This window comes from Mesorhizobium sp. CU3, assembly GCF_006442965.1.
Classification (GTDB): domain Bacteria; phylum Pseudomonadota; class Alphaproteobacteria; order Rhizobiales; family Rhizobiaceae; genus Mesorhizobium.
Genome location: NZ_VFWX01000007.1, coordinates 111,777 through 125,814, shown reverse-complemented (window position 1 = coordinate 125,814; position 14,038 = coordinate 111,777). Strand labels below are relative to the sequence as shown.

The 14,038-nt window shown below is 64.7% G+C and carries 16 protein-coding genes; 6 read left to right on the top strand and 10 right to left on the bottom strand.

Translation table 11 applies throughout. From position 1 onward, the window contains the following. Positions 1–16 precede the first annotated feature (16 nt). Both FJ988_RS12830 and FJ988_RS12825 read right to left on the bottom strand, forming a co-directional pair. Positions 17–1,051 (bottom strand): aspartate-semialdehyde dehydrogenase, encoded by a 1,035-nt coding sequence (locus tag FJ988_RS12830; RefSeq protein ID WP_140818122.1) that lies wholly within the window; start codon positions 1,049–1,051, stop codon positions 17–19. 107 nt (positions 1,052–1,158) lie between these two features. Continuing rightward, positions 1,159–1,344, bottom strand: a complete 186-nt coding sequence (locus FJ988_RS12825) for a hypothetical protein (protein WP_140818120.1) — start codon at positions 1,342–1,344, stop codon at positions 1,159–1,161. Positions 1,345–1,622: 278 nt separating this feature from the next. Between FJ988_RS12825 and FJ988_RS12820 the strand changes: the two genes are divergently transcribed. Both FJ988_RS12820 and FJ988_RS12815 read left to right on the top strand, forming a co-directional pair. Continuing rightward, positions 1,623–3,524, top strand: coding sequence for a DEAD/DEAH box helicase (locus tag FJ988_RS12820; RefSeq protein WP_140818118.1), 1,902 nt, complete (start codon positions 1,623–1,625; stop codon positions 3,522–3,524). Between the two features lie 322 nt (positions 3,525–3,846). After that, positions 3,847–4,617 carry a DUF805 domain-containing protein gene (locus tag FJ988_RS12815; protein WP_246688523.1) on the top strand — a complete coding sequence of 257 codons (771 nt, stop codon included), beginning with the start codon at positions 3,847–3,849 and terminating at the stop codon, positions 4,615–4,617. Here the strand turns inward: FJ988_RS12815 and FJ988_RS12810 are convergent. From FJ988_RS12810 to leuD, 6 genes are all read right to left on the bottom strand, one after another. Then, positions 4,607–5,092 (bottom strand): GNAT family N-acetyltransferase, encoded by a 486-nt coding sequence (locus FJ988_RS12810; protein WP_140818116.1) that lies wholly within the window; start codon positions 5,090–5,092, stop codon positions 4,607–4,609. The two genes, FJ988_RS12815 and FJ988_RS12810, sit on opposite strands and share 11 nt — an antisense overlap. Further along, positions 5,092–6,195, bottom strand: coding sequence for a 3-isopropylmalate dehydrogenase (gene leuB / locus FJ988_RS12805; RefSeq protein WP_140818114.1), 1,104 nt, complete (start codon positions 6,193–6,195; stop codon positions 5,092–5,094). The genes FJ988_RS12810 and leuB overlap by 1 nt, the downstream gene beginning before the upstream one ends. Before the next feature lie 134 nt (positions 6,196–6,329). Continuing rightward, complete coding sequence (locus tag FJ988_RS12800; RefSeq protein WP_140818459.1) at positions 6,330–6,680, bottom strand: VOC family protein; 351 nt, start codon at positions 6,678–6,680, stop codon at positions 6,330–6,332. A 13-nt stretch (positions 6,681–6,693) separates the two neighbouring features. Then, the gene (locus tag FJ988_RS12795) at positions 6,694–7,077 is read right to left on the bottom strand and encodes a RidA family protein (RefSeq protein WP_140818112.1); all 384 of its coding nucleotides are present in this window, start codon (positions 7,075–7,077) and stop codon (positions 6,694–6,696) included. 338 nt (positions 7,078–7,415) lie between these two features. Beyond that, the gene (locus FJ988_RS12790; protein ID WP_140818110.1) at positions 7,416–8,357 is read right to left on the bottom strand and encodes a hypothetical protein; all 942 of its coding nucleotides are present in this window, start codon (positions 8,355–8,357) and stop codon (positions 7,416–7,418) included. 68 nt (positions 8,358–8,425) lie between these two features. Continuing rightward, positions 8,426–9,031: a 3-isopropylmalate dehydratase small subunit gene (gene leuD / locus FJ988_RS12785; RefSeq protein ID WP_140818108.1), complete on the bottom strand. Its 606-nt coding sequence runs from the start codon at positions 9,029–9,031 to the stop codon at positions 8,426–8,428. A 156-nt stretch (positions 9,032–9,187) separates the two neighbouring features. Between leuD and FJ988_RS12780 the strand changes: the two genes are divergently transcribed. The 4 genes from FJ988_RS12780 (at position 9,188) to FJ988_RS12765 (ending at position 11,047) form a co-directional block, all read left to right on the top strand. Then, the gene (locus tag FJ988_RS12780; RefSeq protein WP_140818106.1) at positions 9,188–9,610 is read left to right on the top strand and encodes a GNAT family N-acetyltransferase; all 423 of its coding nucleotides are present in this window, start codon (positions 9,188–9,190) and stop codon (positions 9,608–9,610) included. A gap of 97 nt (positions 9,611–9,707) precedes the next feature. Further along, positions 9,708–10,028 (top strand): helix-turn-helix transcriptional regulator, encoded by a 321-nt coding sequence (locus tag FJ988_RS12775; RefSeq protein ID WP_140818104.1) that lies wholly within the window; start codon positions 9,708–9,710, stop codon positions 10,026–10,028. Next, the gene (locus FJ988_RS12770; RefSeq protein WP_140818102.1) at positions 10,025–10,474 is read left to right on the top strand and encodes an SRPBCC family protein; all 450 of its coding nucleotides are present in this window, start codon (positions 10,025–10,027) and stop codon (positions 10,472–10,474) included. The genes FJ988_RS12775 and FJ988_RS12770 overlap by 4 nt, the downstream gene beginning before the upstream one ends. A gap of 102 nt (positions 10,475–10,576) precedes the next feature. Beyond that, positions 10,577–11,047, top strand: coding sequence for an SRPBCC domain-containing protein (locus tag FJ988_RS12765; protein ID WP_140818100.1), 471 nt, complete (start codon positions 10,577–10,579; stop codon positions 11,045–11,047). A gap of 211 nt (positions 11,048–11,258) precedes the next feature. On the opposite strand, the gene FJ988_RS12755 is transcribed toward FJ988_RS12765, so the two are convergent. After that, positions 11,259–12,425: an FAD-binding oxidoreductase gene (locus FJ988_RS12755; RefSeq protein ID WP_140818098.1), complete on the bottom strand. Its 1,167-nt coding sequence runs from the start codon at positions 12,423–12,425 to the stop codon at positions 11,259–11,261. A 74-nt stretch (positions 12,426–12,499) separates the two neighbouring features. Then, positions 12,500–13,999 carry an ATP-binding protein gene (locus tag FJ988_RS12750; RefSeq protein WP_407067734.1) on the bottom strand — a complete coding sequence of 500 codons (1,500 nt, stop codon included), beginning with the start codon at positions 13,997–13,999 and terminating at the stop codon, positions 12,500–12,502. Positions 14,000–14,038 lie beyond the last annotated feature (39 nt).

Genomic DNA, 14,038 nt, shown 5'->3' with positions numbered 1-14,038 from the left:
GTTAATCAAACAGCCGTCAGGCCGCCTTCTTCTTCGGCTGGATCAGGCCGCGCTCGACCAGGAGCTCGGCGATCTGCACGGCATTGAGCGCCGCGCCTTTGCGCAGATTGTCGGAGACGACCCACATCGACAACCCGTTGTCGACCGTCGAATCCTCGCGGATGCGCGAGATGAAGGTAGCGTCCTCGCCGGCCGATTCCAGCGGCGTGATGTAGCCGCCATTCTCGCGCTTATCGAGCACCTGGCATCCCGGCGCCTCGCGCAGGATCTCGCGCGCCTCGTCGGCCGTGATGGGCTTTTCGAACTCGATGTTGACCGCTTCCGAATGGCCGATGAAGACCGGCACGCGCACGCAGGTCGCCGTCAGCTTGATCTTGGGGTCGAGCATCTTCTTGGTCTCGGCGACCATCTTCCACTCTTCCTTGGTGAAGCCGTCGTCGAGGAAGACGTCGATATGCGGAATGACGTTGAAGGCGATGCGCTTGGTGAACTTCTTGACGTCGACCTGGTCGGCGACGAACACCGCGCGCGTCTGGGTGAACAGCTCGTCCATGCCTTCCTTGCCGGCGCCCGACACCGACTGGTAGGTGGCGACGACGACACGCTTGATGGTGGCGACGTCGTGCAGCGGCTTCAGCGCCACGACGAGCTGCGCGGTCGAGCAGTTCGGATTGGCGATGATGTTCTTGCGCGAGAACTGCTCGATCGCGTCCGGATTCACTTCCGGCACGATCAGCGGCACGTCCTGGTCGTAGCGGAAGGCCGACGAATTATCGATGACGACGCAGCCCTGCTTGCCGATCTTCGGCGACCATTCCTTGGAGACATTGCCGCCCGCCGACATCACGCAGATGTCGGTGTCGGAAAAATCATACTGGTCGAGCGCCCTGACCTTCAGCGTGCGGTCGCCGAAGGACACTTCGGTGCCCTGGCTGCGCCGCGACGCCAGCGCCACGACCTCACTCACCGGAAAGCCGCGCTCGTCCAGAATGTTGAGCATTTCGCGGCCCACATTGCCCGTGGCGCCGACTACCGCAACCTTGAAACTCATCGTAATCTCCTTGTCCCTCTCCGCTTGGTTTTTGGAGAAAACCCGCCGGCCTAAGCGGGTTCCGTCCCCCGGGCCGGACCCGGGAGAGGGTGGTTAGGCCAAGGGGATCACACCGTTTTGGTGGTGGTTTTGGCCGTAGTTTTGCTGGAACGAGCGGACGCGCCGAAGCGCCCGGCCCAATGGTTCGCATTGAGGCTGGGGGCGTCGAGTGCAAGAAGAGCCATCAAGAGGCCGCGCATCGAATAACGATCCCGTTCGACGCGGGCTTTTACGCGGTTTGCGGAAAGAGTCAATTGGCGCCTGCCCTGTACAATGGCGTCGCCAAGAAGTAGGAACCACCCAACCGTCCGGCCTTGCGGCGCTTCAGCGCCCGCCGGCACTAGGGTGTGTTGAGATTCAGGTCAGGCCGAGCCGAAAACGGTGGTTTTCGAGAACCGGAGCGGAGCGTACTTAAAGTACGTGAGCACCGGAAGCGCAGGAAACCGGCGTTTGCAGGCCGGCATCACCTGAATATCAACACACCTTAGCCCATCGACGGGCCTTCAGCAGCTCCGAATTCCGAAAGAGAAGAATGTCCAGTTTCGAAACGATCGTTCCTGCGTTGGCGCAGGCGCTGGAAAAGCGCGGCTATGCCCAGCTGACGCCGGTGCAGCAGGCGGTGCTGGGGCCCGAGCTCGGCGAGGCCGACGCGCTGGTTTCGGCGCAGACCGGCTCCGGCAAGACCGTCGCCTTCGGCCTTGCGGTGGCGCCGACGCTTCTCGGCGGCGCCGAGCGCTTCGCCGATGCCGGCGCGCCGCTGGGCCTGGTCGTGGCGCCGACGCGCGAGCTGGCGCTGCAGGTGCGCCGCGAGCTGGAATGGCTCTATGAACTGACCGGCGCGCAAATCGCGTCATGCGTCGGCGGCATGGACATGCGCACGGAGCGGCGCGCGCTGGAGCGCGGCGCCCATATCGTCGTCGGCACGCCGGGGCGGCTGCGCGACCACATCACGCGCAGCGCGCTCGACATGTCGGCCTTGAAAGCAGTCGTGCTGGACGAAGCCGACGAGATGCTCGATCTCGGTTTTCGCGAAGATCTCGAATTCATCCTAGACGCCGCGCCCACCGAGCGCCGCACGCTGATGTTTTCTGCCACCGTGCCGCGCGCCATCGCCACGCTGGCGAAGAACTACCAGCGCGACGCCGTGCGCATTTCGGCCGGGGGCGAGGAGAAACAGCATCTCGACATCGAATACCGGGCACTCAACGTCGCCCAAGTCGACCGGGAAAACGCCATCATCAACGTGCTGCGCTACTATGAAGCTGGCAACGCGCTGGTGTTCTGCAACACCCGCGCCGCCGTCAATCATCTCACCGCGCGCTTCAACAACCGCAATTTCTCCGTCGTGGCGTTGTCTGGCGAGCTCAGCCAGAACGAACGCAGCCACGCGCTTCAGGCGATGCGCGACGGCCGCGCCAGGGTCTGCATCGCAACCGATGTCGCGGCGCGCGGCATCGACCTGCCCAGTCTCGAGCTGGTCGTCCATGCCGACCTGCCGAGCAACCCGGAAACGCTGCTGCACCGCAGTGGTCGCACCGGTCGCGCCGGGCGCAAGGGCGTCAGCGCGCTGATCGTGCCCGGCAATGCCCGCAGGCGCGCCGAGCGGCTGCTTGCCAATGCCGGCATCAAGGCGACATGGGCGAGCCCGCCCTCGGCCGACGAGGTGCTGCGCCGCGACGACGAGCGCATCCTGGCCGACCTCGCGCTCAGCGAGCCGGTCAGCGAGGACGAACGCGGTTTCATCGACACGCTGCTCACGCAGCACGGCGCCGAACAGGTGGCGGCCGCCTTCGTGCGGCTTTGCCGCTCCAGCCGCTCGGCGCCGGAGGACCTGATGGAGGTCGCGCCCTTCACGCCCTCGCGTGAAAAACCGGCGGGCGAAAAATTCACCGGGCGCGACGAGGCGCCGAGCCGCCGCGACGATTTCGGCGACAGCGTCTGGTTTTCGCTGTCGGTCGGCCGCCGGCAGAATGCCGAGCCGCGCTGGCTGATCCCGATGCTGTGCCGCACCGCCGGCATGTCCAAGCGCGAGATCGGCGCCATCAAGATGCAGCCGGAGGAAACCTTCGTGCAGATCGCCGCCGACTGGGCCGACCGCTTCGTCGCCGCGATCGGCCCCGACCGCAAGCTGCAGGGCAGCATCGCGGTCAGGCGCATCGACGGCACGCCGGACCTGTCACGCGCCGGCTATCAGCCGCCGAAGCCGGACAAGAAGCCGCATCGCGGCAAGCGCGGTTTCGAGCAGGGTGCGGCCGGGTTCGAAAAGCGGGCGCCGAGCGAACGTCAGCCTGCCGGGACGCCGGACTCAAAGCCCTGGGCGAAGAAGCCCGGCAAGGCGAAATTCGACAGGCCGAAGTTCGAAGGGCCAAAGTTCGACAGGCCGAAATCCGACCAGCCGGCAAAGCGCAAGAAGCAGAAGAAGCGGCCGGCTTAGGGTCGCGAGGCTGGGAGCCGACCCGCGACGAATGCCGGTGGCAAGCAGCGAATGCTGGTGGCAAATCGCAACCTTCGCGATTAGCTGAGCCATCCGAACTTCGTCATCCACGGGCGGAGCGGGAGCGAAGCGGACGCGTAGACCCGAGGATCCATGCCGTAACCTCGCGCGAAGGGTAAAGACGGTGCAGAACAGAGGTCGTTCTGCACCGCGGTGACGCTGATAGGTAACGGCATGGATCCTCGGGTCTGCGCCGCGTCGCTTCGCTCCTTGCTCCGCCCGTGGATGACGACAGCGTGGTGCGTGCAGATCGCTTCATCGTATGCCCCTTGCGAACGGCCGTAACTTTGAACAGTCTGGACCGACGCGACGCGGGGGAACGGCAATGCGCGGCGAGATTCTTCACTACGATGCGGAGCAGCGCTTCGGCTTCATCACCGGCGCCGACGGCAAGCGCTACAGCTTCGCGCGCGAGGATCTGCACCGCGAGATGAACCTGGTCAAAGGCGACGCGGTCGAATTCCAGCCGAATGGCGAGCGGGCCACCGCCATCTTCTCGGTCCATGCCCGTGTGACCGGTCTGGCGGACAACACCACGCCGGTCGCGGCGGCCCCGCCGTTGCCGGGCACGCCCGCAACGCCCCCGCATTTCGGCCGCAACGCCGAAAACGGGGCGCCGGAAACGACCGGCCTCTGGAGCTATTTCTGGCGCGCCCTGACCGTAAATTACGTGAACTTCAACAGCCGCGCCCGGCGCAAGGAGTTCTGGAGCTTTTGCCTGTTCTGGGCGATCGGCTTCGCCGTCCTCGTCACCATCGGCCTCTTTTTCGACTTGTCGGGCGACGATTTCGAACGCGGCGGCGAGCTGCCGATCGTCATGTTCGGCCTTGTCGCGATCTACGTGCTCCTCACCATCCTGCCCTGGGTCGCGCTGCTGGTGCGCCGGCTGCACGATGTCGGCCTGACCGGCTGGCTCGCGATCCTGTACTTCGTGCCCTATATCGGCTGGCTCATGATGGTGGTGTTCGGCCTGATCCCCTCCCAGGCCGGCGAAAACAAACATGGGCCGGTGCCGACTGGAATTAGGTTTTAGCGGCCTCCTTCAGCGCTTCGCCTGCCAGCCGGAGAAAGATTTTCTGGCCGTGGCGGTCCGCGCCGAGCCGCTCGTAGAAGCGCAGCGCGCCTTCGTTCCAGTCTTCCGTGGTCAGGTCGATGCGGCCGATGCCCTTGTCGAGGCAATAGGCGGCGAGAAAGCCGATCAGCGCGCGCCCAGTGCCCTGGTTGCGCGCGCTGCCCAACACGAACAGGTCCTTCAGGAACAGCAGCCTTTCGAGGTCGATGCCGGGATGCGCTATCGCCACCGAGGCGAGGCCGGCGACCTCGCTGCCCACGAAAGCCAAAGCGAAATGCGGATAGAACGGGCTTTCGTCGCCCAGCCATTGCCGCGCCGTGGCCGTGGCGCGGCTGTGATCGAGCGGCGCCTGCCGGTAATGCGTCGCCATTTCGCAAAGCACGGTGGCGAGCGCGGCCGCGTCGTCCACCGTCGCCCAGCGGATTTCGACGGGCATCAGCCCAGGAATTTGGCGATGATGGCGTCGCCCATTTCAACCGTGCCGACTTCCTTCATGCCGTCGGAGAAAATGTCCTTGGTGCGCAGGCCGTCGTCGAGCACGGCGGCGATCGCCGCTTCGAGCTTGTCGGCTTCCGCCACCATGCCGAAGGAATAGCGCAGGCACATCGCAAACGATGCGATCATGGCGATCGGGTTGGCGATGCCCTTGCCGGCGATGTCGGGCGCCGAGCCGTGCACCGGCTCGTAGAGCGCCTTGCGCTTCTTGGTCTTGACGTCCGGCGCGCCGAGCGAGGCCGAAGGCAGCATTCCGATCGAACCAGTCAGCATGGCGGCGATGTCGGACAGCATGTCGCCGAACAGATTGTCGGTGACGATGACGTCGAACTGTTTTGGCCAGCGCACCAGCTGCATGCCGCCGGCATCGGCCAGCATGTGGTCGAGCTTGACGTCGGCATACTTGGCGTTGTGCGTCTGGGTGACCACCTCGTTCCACAGCACGCCCGATTTCATGACGTTGCGCTTTTCCATCGAGGTGACGTGATTCCTGCGCGTGCGCGCTAGCTCGAAGGCGACGCCGGAAATCCGCTCGATCTCGAACGTGTCATAGACCTGCGTGTCGATGCCGCGCTTCTGGCCGTTGCCAAGATCGATGATCTGCTTCGGCTCGCCGAAATAGACGCCGCCGGTGAGCTCGCGCACGATCAATATGTCGAGACCTTCGACCACGTCCTGTTTGAGCGAGGAGGACGCGGCCAAGGCCGGATAGCAGATCGCCGGACGAAGATTGGCGAACAGCTCCATGTCCTTGCGCAGGCGCAAGAGCCCGGCCTCGGGCCGCACTTCGTAAGGCACCTTGTCCCATTTCGGCCCGCCGACAGCGCCGAACAGCACCGCGTCCGCCGCCATCGCCTTTGTCATGTCGGCATCCGAGATCGCCGCGCCATGCGCATCGTAGGCGCAACCGCCGACCAGGCCCTCGTCGGTGGCAAAACCGCTGCCGAGCTTGGCGTTCATGGCAGCGATCAGCTTCTTCACCTCGGCCATGGCCTCGGGGCCGATGCCGTCGCCGGCGAGCAGGAAGAGATTTTTCGAAGCCATGGAGAACCGTCCCAATAGTGTCTGGAGAAACCGCGGCCTTGCTAAACGCCAAGCGGGCTGCGCGCAAGAGGACGGACGCCGAGATCCTTCGCGCCCCCCTCTGTCCCGCCGACATATCAGTACGTGCTCAACCCTCACGGATGCGCCAAAATATTCACCAGCCTGCCGAACGGGTCGCGGACATAGAAGCGCCGCACGCCCCAGGGCTCGTCGGCCGGGCCGTATTCGACGACGAAGCCCGCGGCCCTCATGGCATCGAGCGCCGCATCCACGTCGTCGACCTCGATCGACAGGTCCGGCACCGGCGTGCCGGAGCCGCCTTGCGTCATGACGCTGACCTGCACCTGCATGCTTTCATTCGAGCCATAGGTGGCGATCCAGCTCTGATCCATCAGCATGTCGAGGCCGAGCACGTCCTGATAGAAACGCTTCGCCGCCGCTATATCCTGCGTCGCGACGTTGGCGACGATGCGCCGGACCTTCACCATGGGCCGACCCTCAAGCGGTCCGCCGGAGCGCCGTGACCTCGATCTCGATCTTCATCTCCGGCTTGTTGAGCTGGCAAACGATCATCGTCGCCGCCGGGCGGATGTCGCCGAACGCCTCGCCGAGGATCGGGAAGACAACGTCAACATGGGTCTGGTCGGTGATGTAATAATGCGCTCGCACCACATCGGCCATGTCGAAGCCGCCGTCGGCCAAGGCCTTGGCGATGGTGGCAAGGCAATTGCGCGTCTGCGCCTCGACGGTTTCCGGCATCGTCATGGTGGTGTAGTCGTAACCGGTCGTGCCGGAGACGAAACACCAGTCGCCCTGCACCACCGCGCGCGAATAGCCGGCGGTCTTTTCGAAAGGCGAACCGGTAGAGATGAGTTTGCGCATGGGGCGGGCCTCCTCGTGATGGTAGCGCCTCTCTAGCAGTTGAAGACGGCGTAGTCGTGGGCCAAGCCGGGCGGACCGTTGTCAGGAAAGGTAAGCGCGACATGGGTGATTGGCCGAAAACCTCCCACCGGTCGTCATTCCTGGGCGGAGCAAGGAGCGAAGCGACGCGCGTAGACCCTGGAATCCATGCCGTGACGTCGAGGCGCCGCAGCGTTTCAGAATTCTGCACCGCTTGCACTCTACGCCAACGGTCACGGCATGGATTCTAGGGTCTGCGCTCCGCTGCGCGTCGCTCCGCCCTAGAATGACGAAGGCAGGGATGGTCGTCGCGATACACCCTAATTTCCTTGAGCGTCGTCATACGCCTTCTTGATATCCGCCGGCCAATCCTTCACAGGCGGCCAGGTGAGCGGACCATTGTCGCCGCGGCGGGCGAAATAGACCTTGTGCTTGGCCGGGTCGATGGCCATGAAGCCGTCATTGCCGCCGCAATCATGCGGCACGCAGCCGGTGGCGTAGAAGGCGCCCGATGCGGTCTTTTCGGTATCCCCGCCGCTGACCAGCAGGCTGGTCGCCATGTCTGGCATATCGTCGCCCAGCAGCGCCTTGGCCGCCTTGTAGACCGCTTCGTTGTGGAAAGCGTCGACGATGTAGCTGTATTTCGAGGCGTCGAGATCCTTCCAGTCGGTGCCGGGTTCCGGCGTGTAGGTCAAATTGCCGGATGTCGTCAGCCCGTCGGTCGGCGACCATTGCAGCGCCGGCTTCGTTTCTCCGGGCAGCAGGAAAGGCACGAAATAGATGGCCTGGTCGGCGACCGCGGCCGGTGGCGCGCCGCATTCGTCCTGCTCGACCGTGGTGGTCTCGATCTGGCCGTCCTTCTTCCAGACGATGACCTTGGCCGGTCCGCACTGGTTGCCGCCGTCGCCGACATCGACCAGCGCGACATTGACGTCGCCGATCTTGACCACCTTGTCGAAGGAGACGTCGTAGTTGCTGGCGAGCTGCTTGCCGTCATAGGCCAGCACCTTCTCGCCGTCCTGTTCCGGCTGCGTGATGGTGAGCTGGCCGCCTTCGAAGGCGATCGGCGCCTGCTTGTCGTCGTCGGCGGAAGCGGCATCGGACGTGCTCGACGCGCCCTGATCGGTCATCCCTTGATCCGGGGCAGGCTGATCGGCGGCGGCAGGGGGTTGCGGTGCGGCCTGGGTCTGCGCGCTCGCGCCGGACAGCGCCAGAAGGATTGCAGCCGAGGCGCAGGCACCGGCCAGAAGCGAGCGTGTCATGACTGTGCCTCCACTCAGCCGCCACGAACCCGGCCGCAAGCGGCCGGGCCTATCTCAATGCAGGCCGCTCAGGCCCAGGGGCGCTGCTCGGCGTTCTTCTTCTCGAACGAAGCGATGGCGCCGGCCTTCTCCATGGTGAGGCCGATGTCGTCGAGGCCGTTGAGCAGGCAGTGGCGCTTGAAGTCGTCGAGGTCAAAGGTGACCACGCCGCCGTCCGGACCGCGGATTTCCTTGGCCTCGAGATCGACCGAGATCGTCGCGTTCGAGCCGCGCGAGGCGTCGTCCATCAGCTTGTCGAGGTCTTCCGGGCTGACCGTGATCGGCAGGATGCCGTTCTTGAAGCAGTTGTTGTAGAAAATGTCGGCGAACGAGGTCGAGATCACGCAGCGGATGCCGAAATCGAGCAGCGCCCACGGCGCGTGCTCGCGGCTCGAGCCGCAGCCGAAATTGTCGCCGGCGACCAGGATCTGCGCCTTGCGATAGGCCGGCTTGTTGAGCACGAAATCCGGGTTTTCCGAACCGTCGTCCTTGTAGCGCATCTCGGCGAACAGGCCGGTGCCGAGGCCGGTGCGCTTGATCGTCTTGAGATAATCCTTCGGGATGATCATGTCGGTGTCGACATTGACGATCGGCATGGGCGCGGCGACGCCGGTGAGCTTGGTGAATTTATCCATGGCTTTGGCCCGTATTTTCGTTGCGGGGGATTTTGCTGAGCGCCGGTTTACACAAAGCCGCGGGCAAATAAAAGGCAACTGTTCGTGTGGCCGTTGGTGCAGGGGCGCGGCACAAACGGCTTCGAATTCGCAGCCCCTTAGTGCATCCTGAACGCCATGGCGCAAAATTCTCACGTCCTCTACGCACGCGAACCCGGGCTCGACGTCGCGGAATTCCGCCGCGTGCTGGTGGAATCCGGCCTCGGCGAGGTGCGGCCCGTCGACGACGAGGCCCGGCTGAAGGCGATGCTGGGCAACGCCAATCTGGTGCTGACCGCGCGGCTCGATGTCGAGGGCAAGCCGCTGCTCGGCGTCGCTCGCGGCATGACCGACTTTTCCTGGGTCTGCTACATCTCGGACCTTGCCGTATCAGCCTCGGCGCAGGGACTCGGCGTCGGCAAGGGCCTGATGGACGAGGCGCGGCGCATGCTCGGACCTTCGGTCGCCATCAGCCTGATCTCGATGCCCGACGCCGTCGGTTTCTACGAACGCATCGGCATGAAAAGCATGCCGGCCTTCTGGTTCAGCCGCAAAGGCTGACCCCTCCTTCCCGCAATTTCCGATTGGCTCACAGGCATGTGATCGGCCGATTTGCCGCGCTGCTTGACATGCAACCAAATGGTTGCATATTAAAGCCATGAGCATGGATGCCGTCTTTCGCGCCTTGGCCGACCCGACCCGCCGGCAGTTGCTGGACAGTCTCCATGCCAGGAACGGGCAGACGCTGAACGCGCTGTGCGAGCGGATGGAGATGACGCGCCAGGCGGTGACCAAGCACCTGGCGATCCTCGAGGAGGCCAATCTCGTCACCACAATCCGCAAGGGCCGCGAGAAGGAGCACTACCTCAACCCGGTTCCGATCAACGAGATCGCCGAGCGCTGGATCGGCAAGTTCGAGCGCCATCGGCTCACTGCATTGAGCGATTTGAAGAAACGACTTGAAAGGGAAGAGCCGTGAGCGAGAACAGCTTCGTCTATGTCACCTATATCCGCACCACGCCTGAAAAACTCTGGACGGCGCTGACCGACCCGGAATTCAACCGCCAGTTCTTCCTCTGCTCCCATCAGGAGAGCGACTGGAAGGTGGGGTCCAGCTGGAAGCTGGTTTTCCCGGACGGCCGTATTGCGGACTCCGGCGAGATCCTCGAGGTCGATCCGCCGAAACGCCTCGTCATCAAATGGCGCAACGAATGGCTGCCCGAGGTCAAGGAAGACGGCTACACGCGCTGCACCTTCGCCATCGAGCAGGATGGCGAGTTGACGAAGCTCGCCGTAACCCATGAGGCAGACGGCCCGCACAGGCTGATCCCCAACGTCTCCAAGGGCTGGCCGCTGGTGCTGGCGAGCCTCAAGAGCCTGATCGAGACCGGCAAGGGTTTCGAGCGCCCGCCGTCGAAGGGGTGATGCATGTCGCCAGAAGTGCGCGGCGGTCTGGGAGAACGACATGCATCAAACAAAAGAACCTTCGTTTCGGATACGAGACAATTACTGTCAAAGGTGGGTTTGATGCTGCAACTATCCCTGCCGCAAGCCATGGCGAATGCCGACACGGTCATGGCTTCGGCCGATCTTTCCGCCTCGCCGGAGAAAGTCATCGCCGCACTCGTCAGCAAGGAGGTCGAGCGCTGGTGGGGCTCGGCAGACACCTATCGCATGACCGGCTGGACCGCCGAGCTTCGCGTCGGCGGCCATTGGAACGTCACGGTGCTGACCGCCGACGGCAGGCGCCTGCCTGCCAGCGGCAGATTCCTCGAAATCGAGGAGCGCCGGATCGTCCTGACGCGGCGCTACGACTGGGACCACCCGACGCTTGGCCGGCGCGAGACGACGGTTGCCTATTTGCTGGAACCGACCGCCGGCGGCACGCGGCTGACCGTCTGCCATGGCGGTTTCGCTGGTTTTGCGGACGCGGCGGCGGAGCATGCCGAGGGATGGGCGCGGGTGCTGGGGTGGCTGCAGGGGTATTTGTCAGCTTGAAGAATAAGAAGCGCCGAGATCCTTCGCGCCCCCCTCTGCCCTGCCGGGCATCTCCCCCACGAGGGGGGAGATTGGCAGTTTCGGCGGCCCACCCTTCTCTCAACGTCGGAGATTGGCGAAGGCCGGCGTGACGTCCAATCTCCCCCCTTGTGGGGGAGATGTCCGGCAGGACAGAGGGGGGCGCTGTCCCGCCAGCGTCGAAGAGAAGCGTCTAGATAACATTCAATTCCCGGAACGCCCTACCTTCCGCCACGCGCTCATACCCGAACGCCCCGCAGTCCACCGTCCTGTACCCGCCATGCACGACAAGCTCGGCGATCGACTTGCCGACCGCCGGCGCCTGCTGCAGGCCGTGGCCGGAAAAGCCGTTGGCGAAGAGGAAATTCCCGACCTCCGGATGCGGCCCGATCACCGCGTTCTGGTCGAGCGTGTTGTAGTCGTAATGCCCGACCCAGGCGCGAGTCGGCTTGATCGCTTCGAAGGCCGGGATGCGGGTGGCCAGCGTCGGCCAGATCACCTCTTCGAACAACGGCCAGTTGACGTCGAAATCCTTCGGGTCGGGAGCGACATCGCCTTCTTCGGGCTCGGCGCCGCCGGTGAGGTAGACCGAGCCTTCAGGCCGCACATAGATGCCGGACGGATCGACCAGCAGCGGCATGTCGGCATATTTCTCGCGCGCCTCGAAGACGAAGACGTTGCGCTTGCGCGGCTCGACCGGCAACTCAAGCCCGGCCAGAGCCGCCACCTTGCCGGCATTCGGCCCGGCGGCGTTGACGACGATGCCGGCCTCCAGCGTTTCGCCATTGTCGAGGGAAACACCGGTGACGCGGCTGCCATCGCGTAAAATGCCGGTGACGTCGGCCGTGATGAAGTCGACCTTCTTGTCGCGCAGCGCCTTGCGGAACAGCGTCAGCAGCGCATGCGCGTCGAACCAGCCCTCGCCCGAGCGGCCGTAGGCGCCGGCGGAGACGCCTTCGCTCGACAGCCAGGCGAAGCGTTTCGTCAGCTGCCCGGCGTCCTCCAGCACGATGTCGGCGCCCTCGGCGACCTGCGTTTCGTGATTGGCCTTGAGGATCGGATATCCGGCCTCGCCGGCGAGGATCAGGTAGCCGCCCTCGCGAAAGCCGATATCGGCGTCGGCGCCAAAGGTCTCCTTGAGCCGCCGGAACAGTTTCAGCGTGAATTGCGACAGGCGGATGTTCTCGGGGATCGAGAATTGCTGGCGGATCGAGGCCAGCGACAAGGTCGTCGCCGAATGCGAGAATTGCGGATCGCGCTCGATCAGCGCGATGGAGCCGGTAAAGCCCTCCTCGCGCAGATAATAGGCGACCGAGGAGCCGACGATGGCCCCGCCGACGATGACGATGTCGTAACGCATCTTTTCTCCGACCTGAGGCAATTCCAGGAAAAGTGTTTCCGTCCGGAATTGCGTAGAACAAAGCCGCCGCGTGTTTACGCAACCGGCAGATCGATCTCGAAGCGCGTGCCGCGCTCGCTGTCAACCAGCCTGATCGTGCCATCATGCGCTTTCAGGAGGGCCAGCACGATGCCGAGGCCCATGCCGGTGCCGCCGGTCTCGCGCCGAGTGGTGAAGAACGGCTCGAAGATCTTCGCGCGGTTGGCGGCCGAGATGCCGTCGCCGTCGTCGCCGATCTGGATTGCTGCCCGCTCGCCGCTGCCCGCCACCCCGAGCGTCACCCGCTTCGCGCCATGCCGCGCCGAATTGTCGATGAGGTTGGCGAGCACGATGCCGAGATTCTCGGCCGAGATGCCGAGCCTGATATCGCCGCCGGCCTCGACGCCGGCCTCCAGCCTGGTGTCGATCGGCAGCGAAGCCAAGGCCACCTGTAGCGTCGTGCTTTCGCCGCTCGGTTCGAGATTTTCGGCGCGCGCCAGGTCGAGCAGCCGCCGCACCAGCAGGTTGAGCCGCCCGGCATCGGTGACGATGTTGTTGGAAAAGCGTCGGCGCTCGGCCTCGTCCATCGCCCCGCCTGAGTCGCGCAGCAGCTCGGCCGCGCCCTGGATCGCCGTCAGCGGCGATTTCAATTCATGCGAGACGTGGGTGGCGAAGGTCTGGATGGAGTCGGAGCGCGCCTGCAGCTTTTGCGCCATGTCGAGGAAGGCCGACGACAGTTCCGCCATCTCGCGCGTGCCGTGATGGGCGAGCGGCCGGATCGCCTCGCGATCGCCGGCGGCGATGCGTTTCGTCCGCTCGATCAGCGCATAGATCGGCCGGCTGACGGTGCGGATGAAGACGAGCGCAATCAAAAGCGTGCCGCCGACGATGGAGATCGCGGCCAAGGTTACCTTGCCGCGCTCGCCATAGAGGTGTTTCACGATGTTGTTCGGCGTTCGCGACAGATAGACCACGCCGGCGACGCGGCCGTCGAGCTCCACCGGCATGGCGACGAAGACGCGCACCTTGGTGCCGCGGCTCACCGAATAAAGCGGTGGCGTTGGCTGGTCGGGGATGCGCAGCCTGAGCTCGCTGGCATAGACGCCGGTGAGCGCTCTTTGCACCTCCTCGACCGCGCCGAGCGACTGGCCGACCTCACCGCCGCCGGCGATCACCACGCCATGCGGGTCAAGCAGGCGAAAGCCGGCAAGCGTCGTCTTCTGCGTCTCGTCGAGGATGCCGTCGAGCCGGGCGCCTATGGCCGCGAAGGCCGGATCGGCGATGGCGGCAACGGCCGCCGGCCGCGACGGCATGACGTCGTCGGAAGCGAGATCGAGCTGCGGCTCGATCGGCTCATAGGGATAATTGTTGTCCCTGGTAGGGTCGGCCGAAACCGGCGTGCCGAGCTTTTCCGGGGCGATGCCGGTGGCACGGACCTCTTGGGCATAGATCGCCGCGACCACCGCGCCCTGCGCGATCAGCTCACCCTCGGTCTGGCGGATCAGCTGGTTCTCATAGAGCCTGAAGAAGAACAGCCCGACCAGCGGCAGCGCCATCACCAGGATCAGGATGACGACGACGACGGTGGCGAGCCT

What these genes read in the sequence shown, in the direction of transcription:
- FJ988_RS12830 (WP_140818122.1), bottom strand. Translation starts at nt 1,051, where the DNA reads ATGAGTTTCAAGGTTGCGGTAGTCGGCGCCACGGGCAATGTGGGCCGC.
- FJ988_RS12820 (WP_140818118.1), top strand. Translation starts at nt 1,623, where the DNA reads ATGTCCAGTTTCGAAACGATCGTTCCTGCGTTGGCGCAGGCGCTGGAA.
- FJ988_RS12815 (WP_246688523.1), top strand. Translation starts at nt 3,847, where the DNA reads ATGCCCCTTGCGAACGGCCGTAACTTTGAACAGTCTGGACCGACGCGA.
- FJ988_RS12810 (WP_140818116.1), bottom strand. Translation starts at nt 5,092, where the DNA reads ATGCCCGTCGAAATCCGCTGGGCGACGGTGGACGACGCGGCCGCGCTC.
- leuB (WP_140818114.1), bottom strand. Translation starts at nt 6,195, where the DNA reads ATGGCTTCGAAAAATCTCTTCCTGCTCGCCGGCGACGGCATCGGCCCC.
- FJ988_RS12795 (WP_140818112.1), bottom strand. Translation starts at nt 7,077, where the DNA reads ATGCGCAAACTCATCTCTACCGGTTCGCCTTTCGAAAAGACCGCCGGC.
- FJ988_RS12790 (WP_140818110.1), bottom strand. Translation starts at nt 8,357, where the DNA reads ATGACACGCTCGCTTCTGGCCGGTGCCTGCGCCTCGGCTGCAATCCTT.
- leuD (WP_140818108.1), bottom strand. Translation starts at nt 9,031, where the DNA reads ATGGATAAATTCACCAAGCTCACCGGCGTCGCCGCGCCCATGCCGATC.
- FJ988_RS12780 (WP_140818106.1), top strand. Translation starts at nt 9,188, where the DNA reads ATGGCGCAAAATTCTCACGTCCTCTACGCACGCGAACCCGGGCTCGAC.
- FJ988_RS12775 (WP_140818104.1), top strand. Translation starts at nt 9,708, where the DNA reads ATGAGCATGGATGCCGTCTTTCGCGCCTTGGCCGACCCGACCCGCCGG.
- FJ988_RS12765 (WP_140818100.1), top strand. Translation starts at nt 10,577, where the DNA reads ATGCTGCAACTATCCCTGCCGCAAGCCATGGCGAATGCCGACACGGTC.
- FJ988_RS12755 (WP_140818098.1), bottom strand. Translation starts at nt 12,425, where the DNA reads ATGCGTTACGACATCGTCATCGTCGGCGGGGCCATCGTCGGCTCCTCG.
- FJ988_RS12750 (WP_407067734.1), bottom strand. Translation starts at nt 13,999, where the DNA reads ATGGCGCTGCCGCTGGTCGGGCTGTTCTTCTTCAGGCTCTATGAGAAC.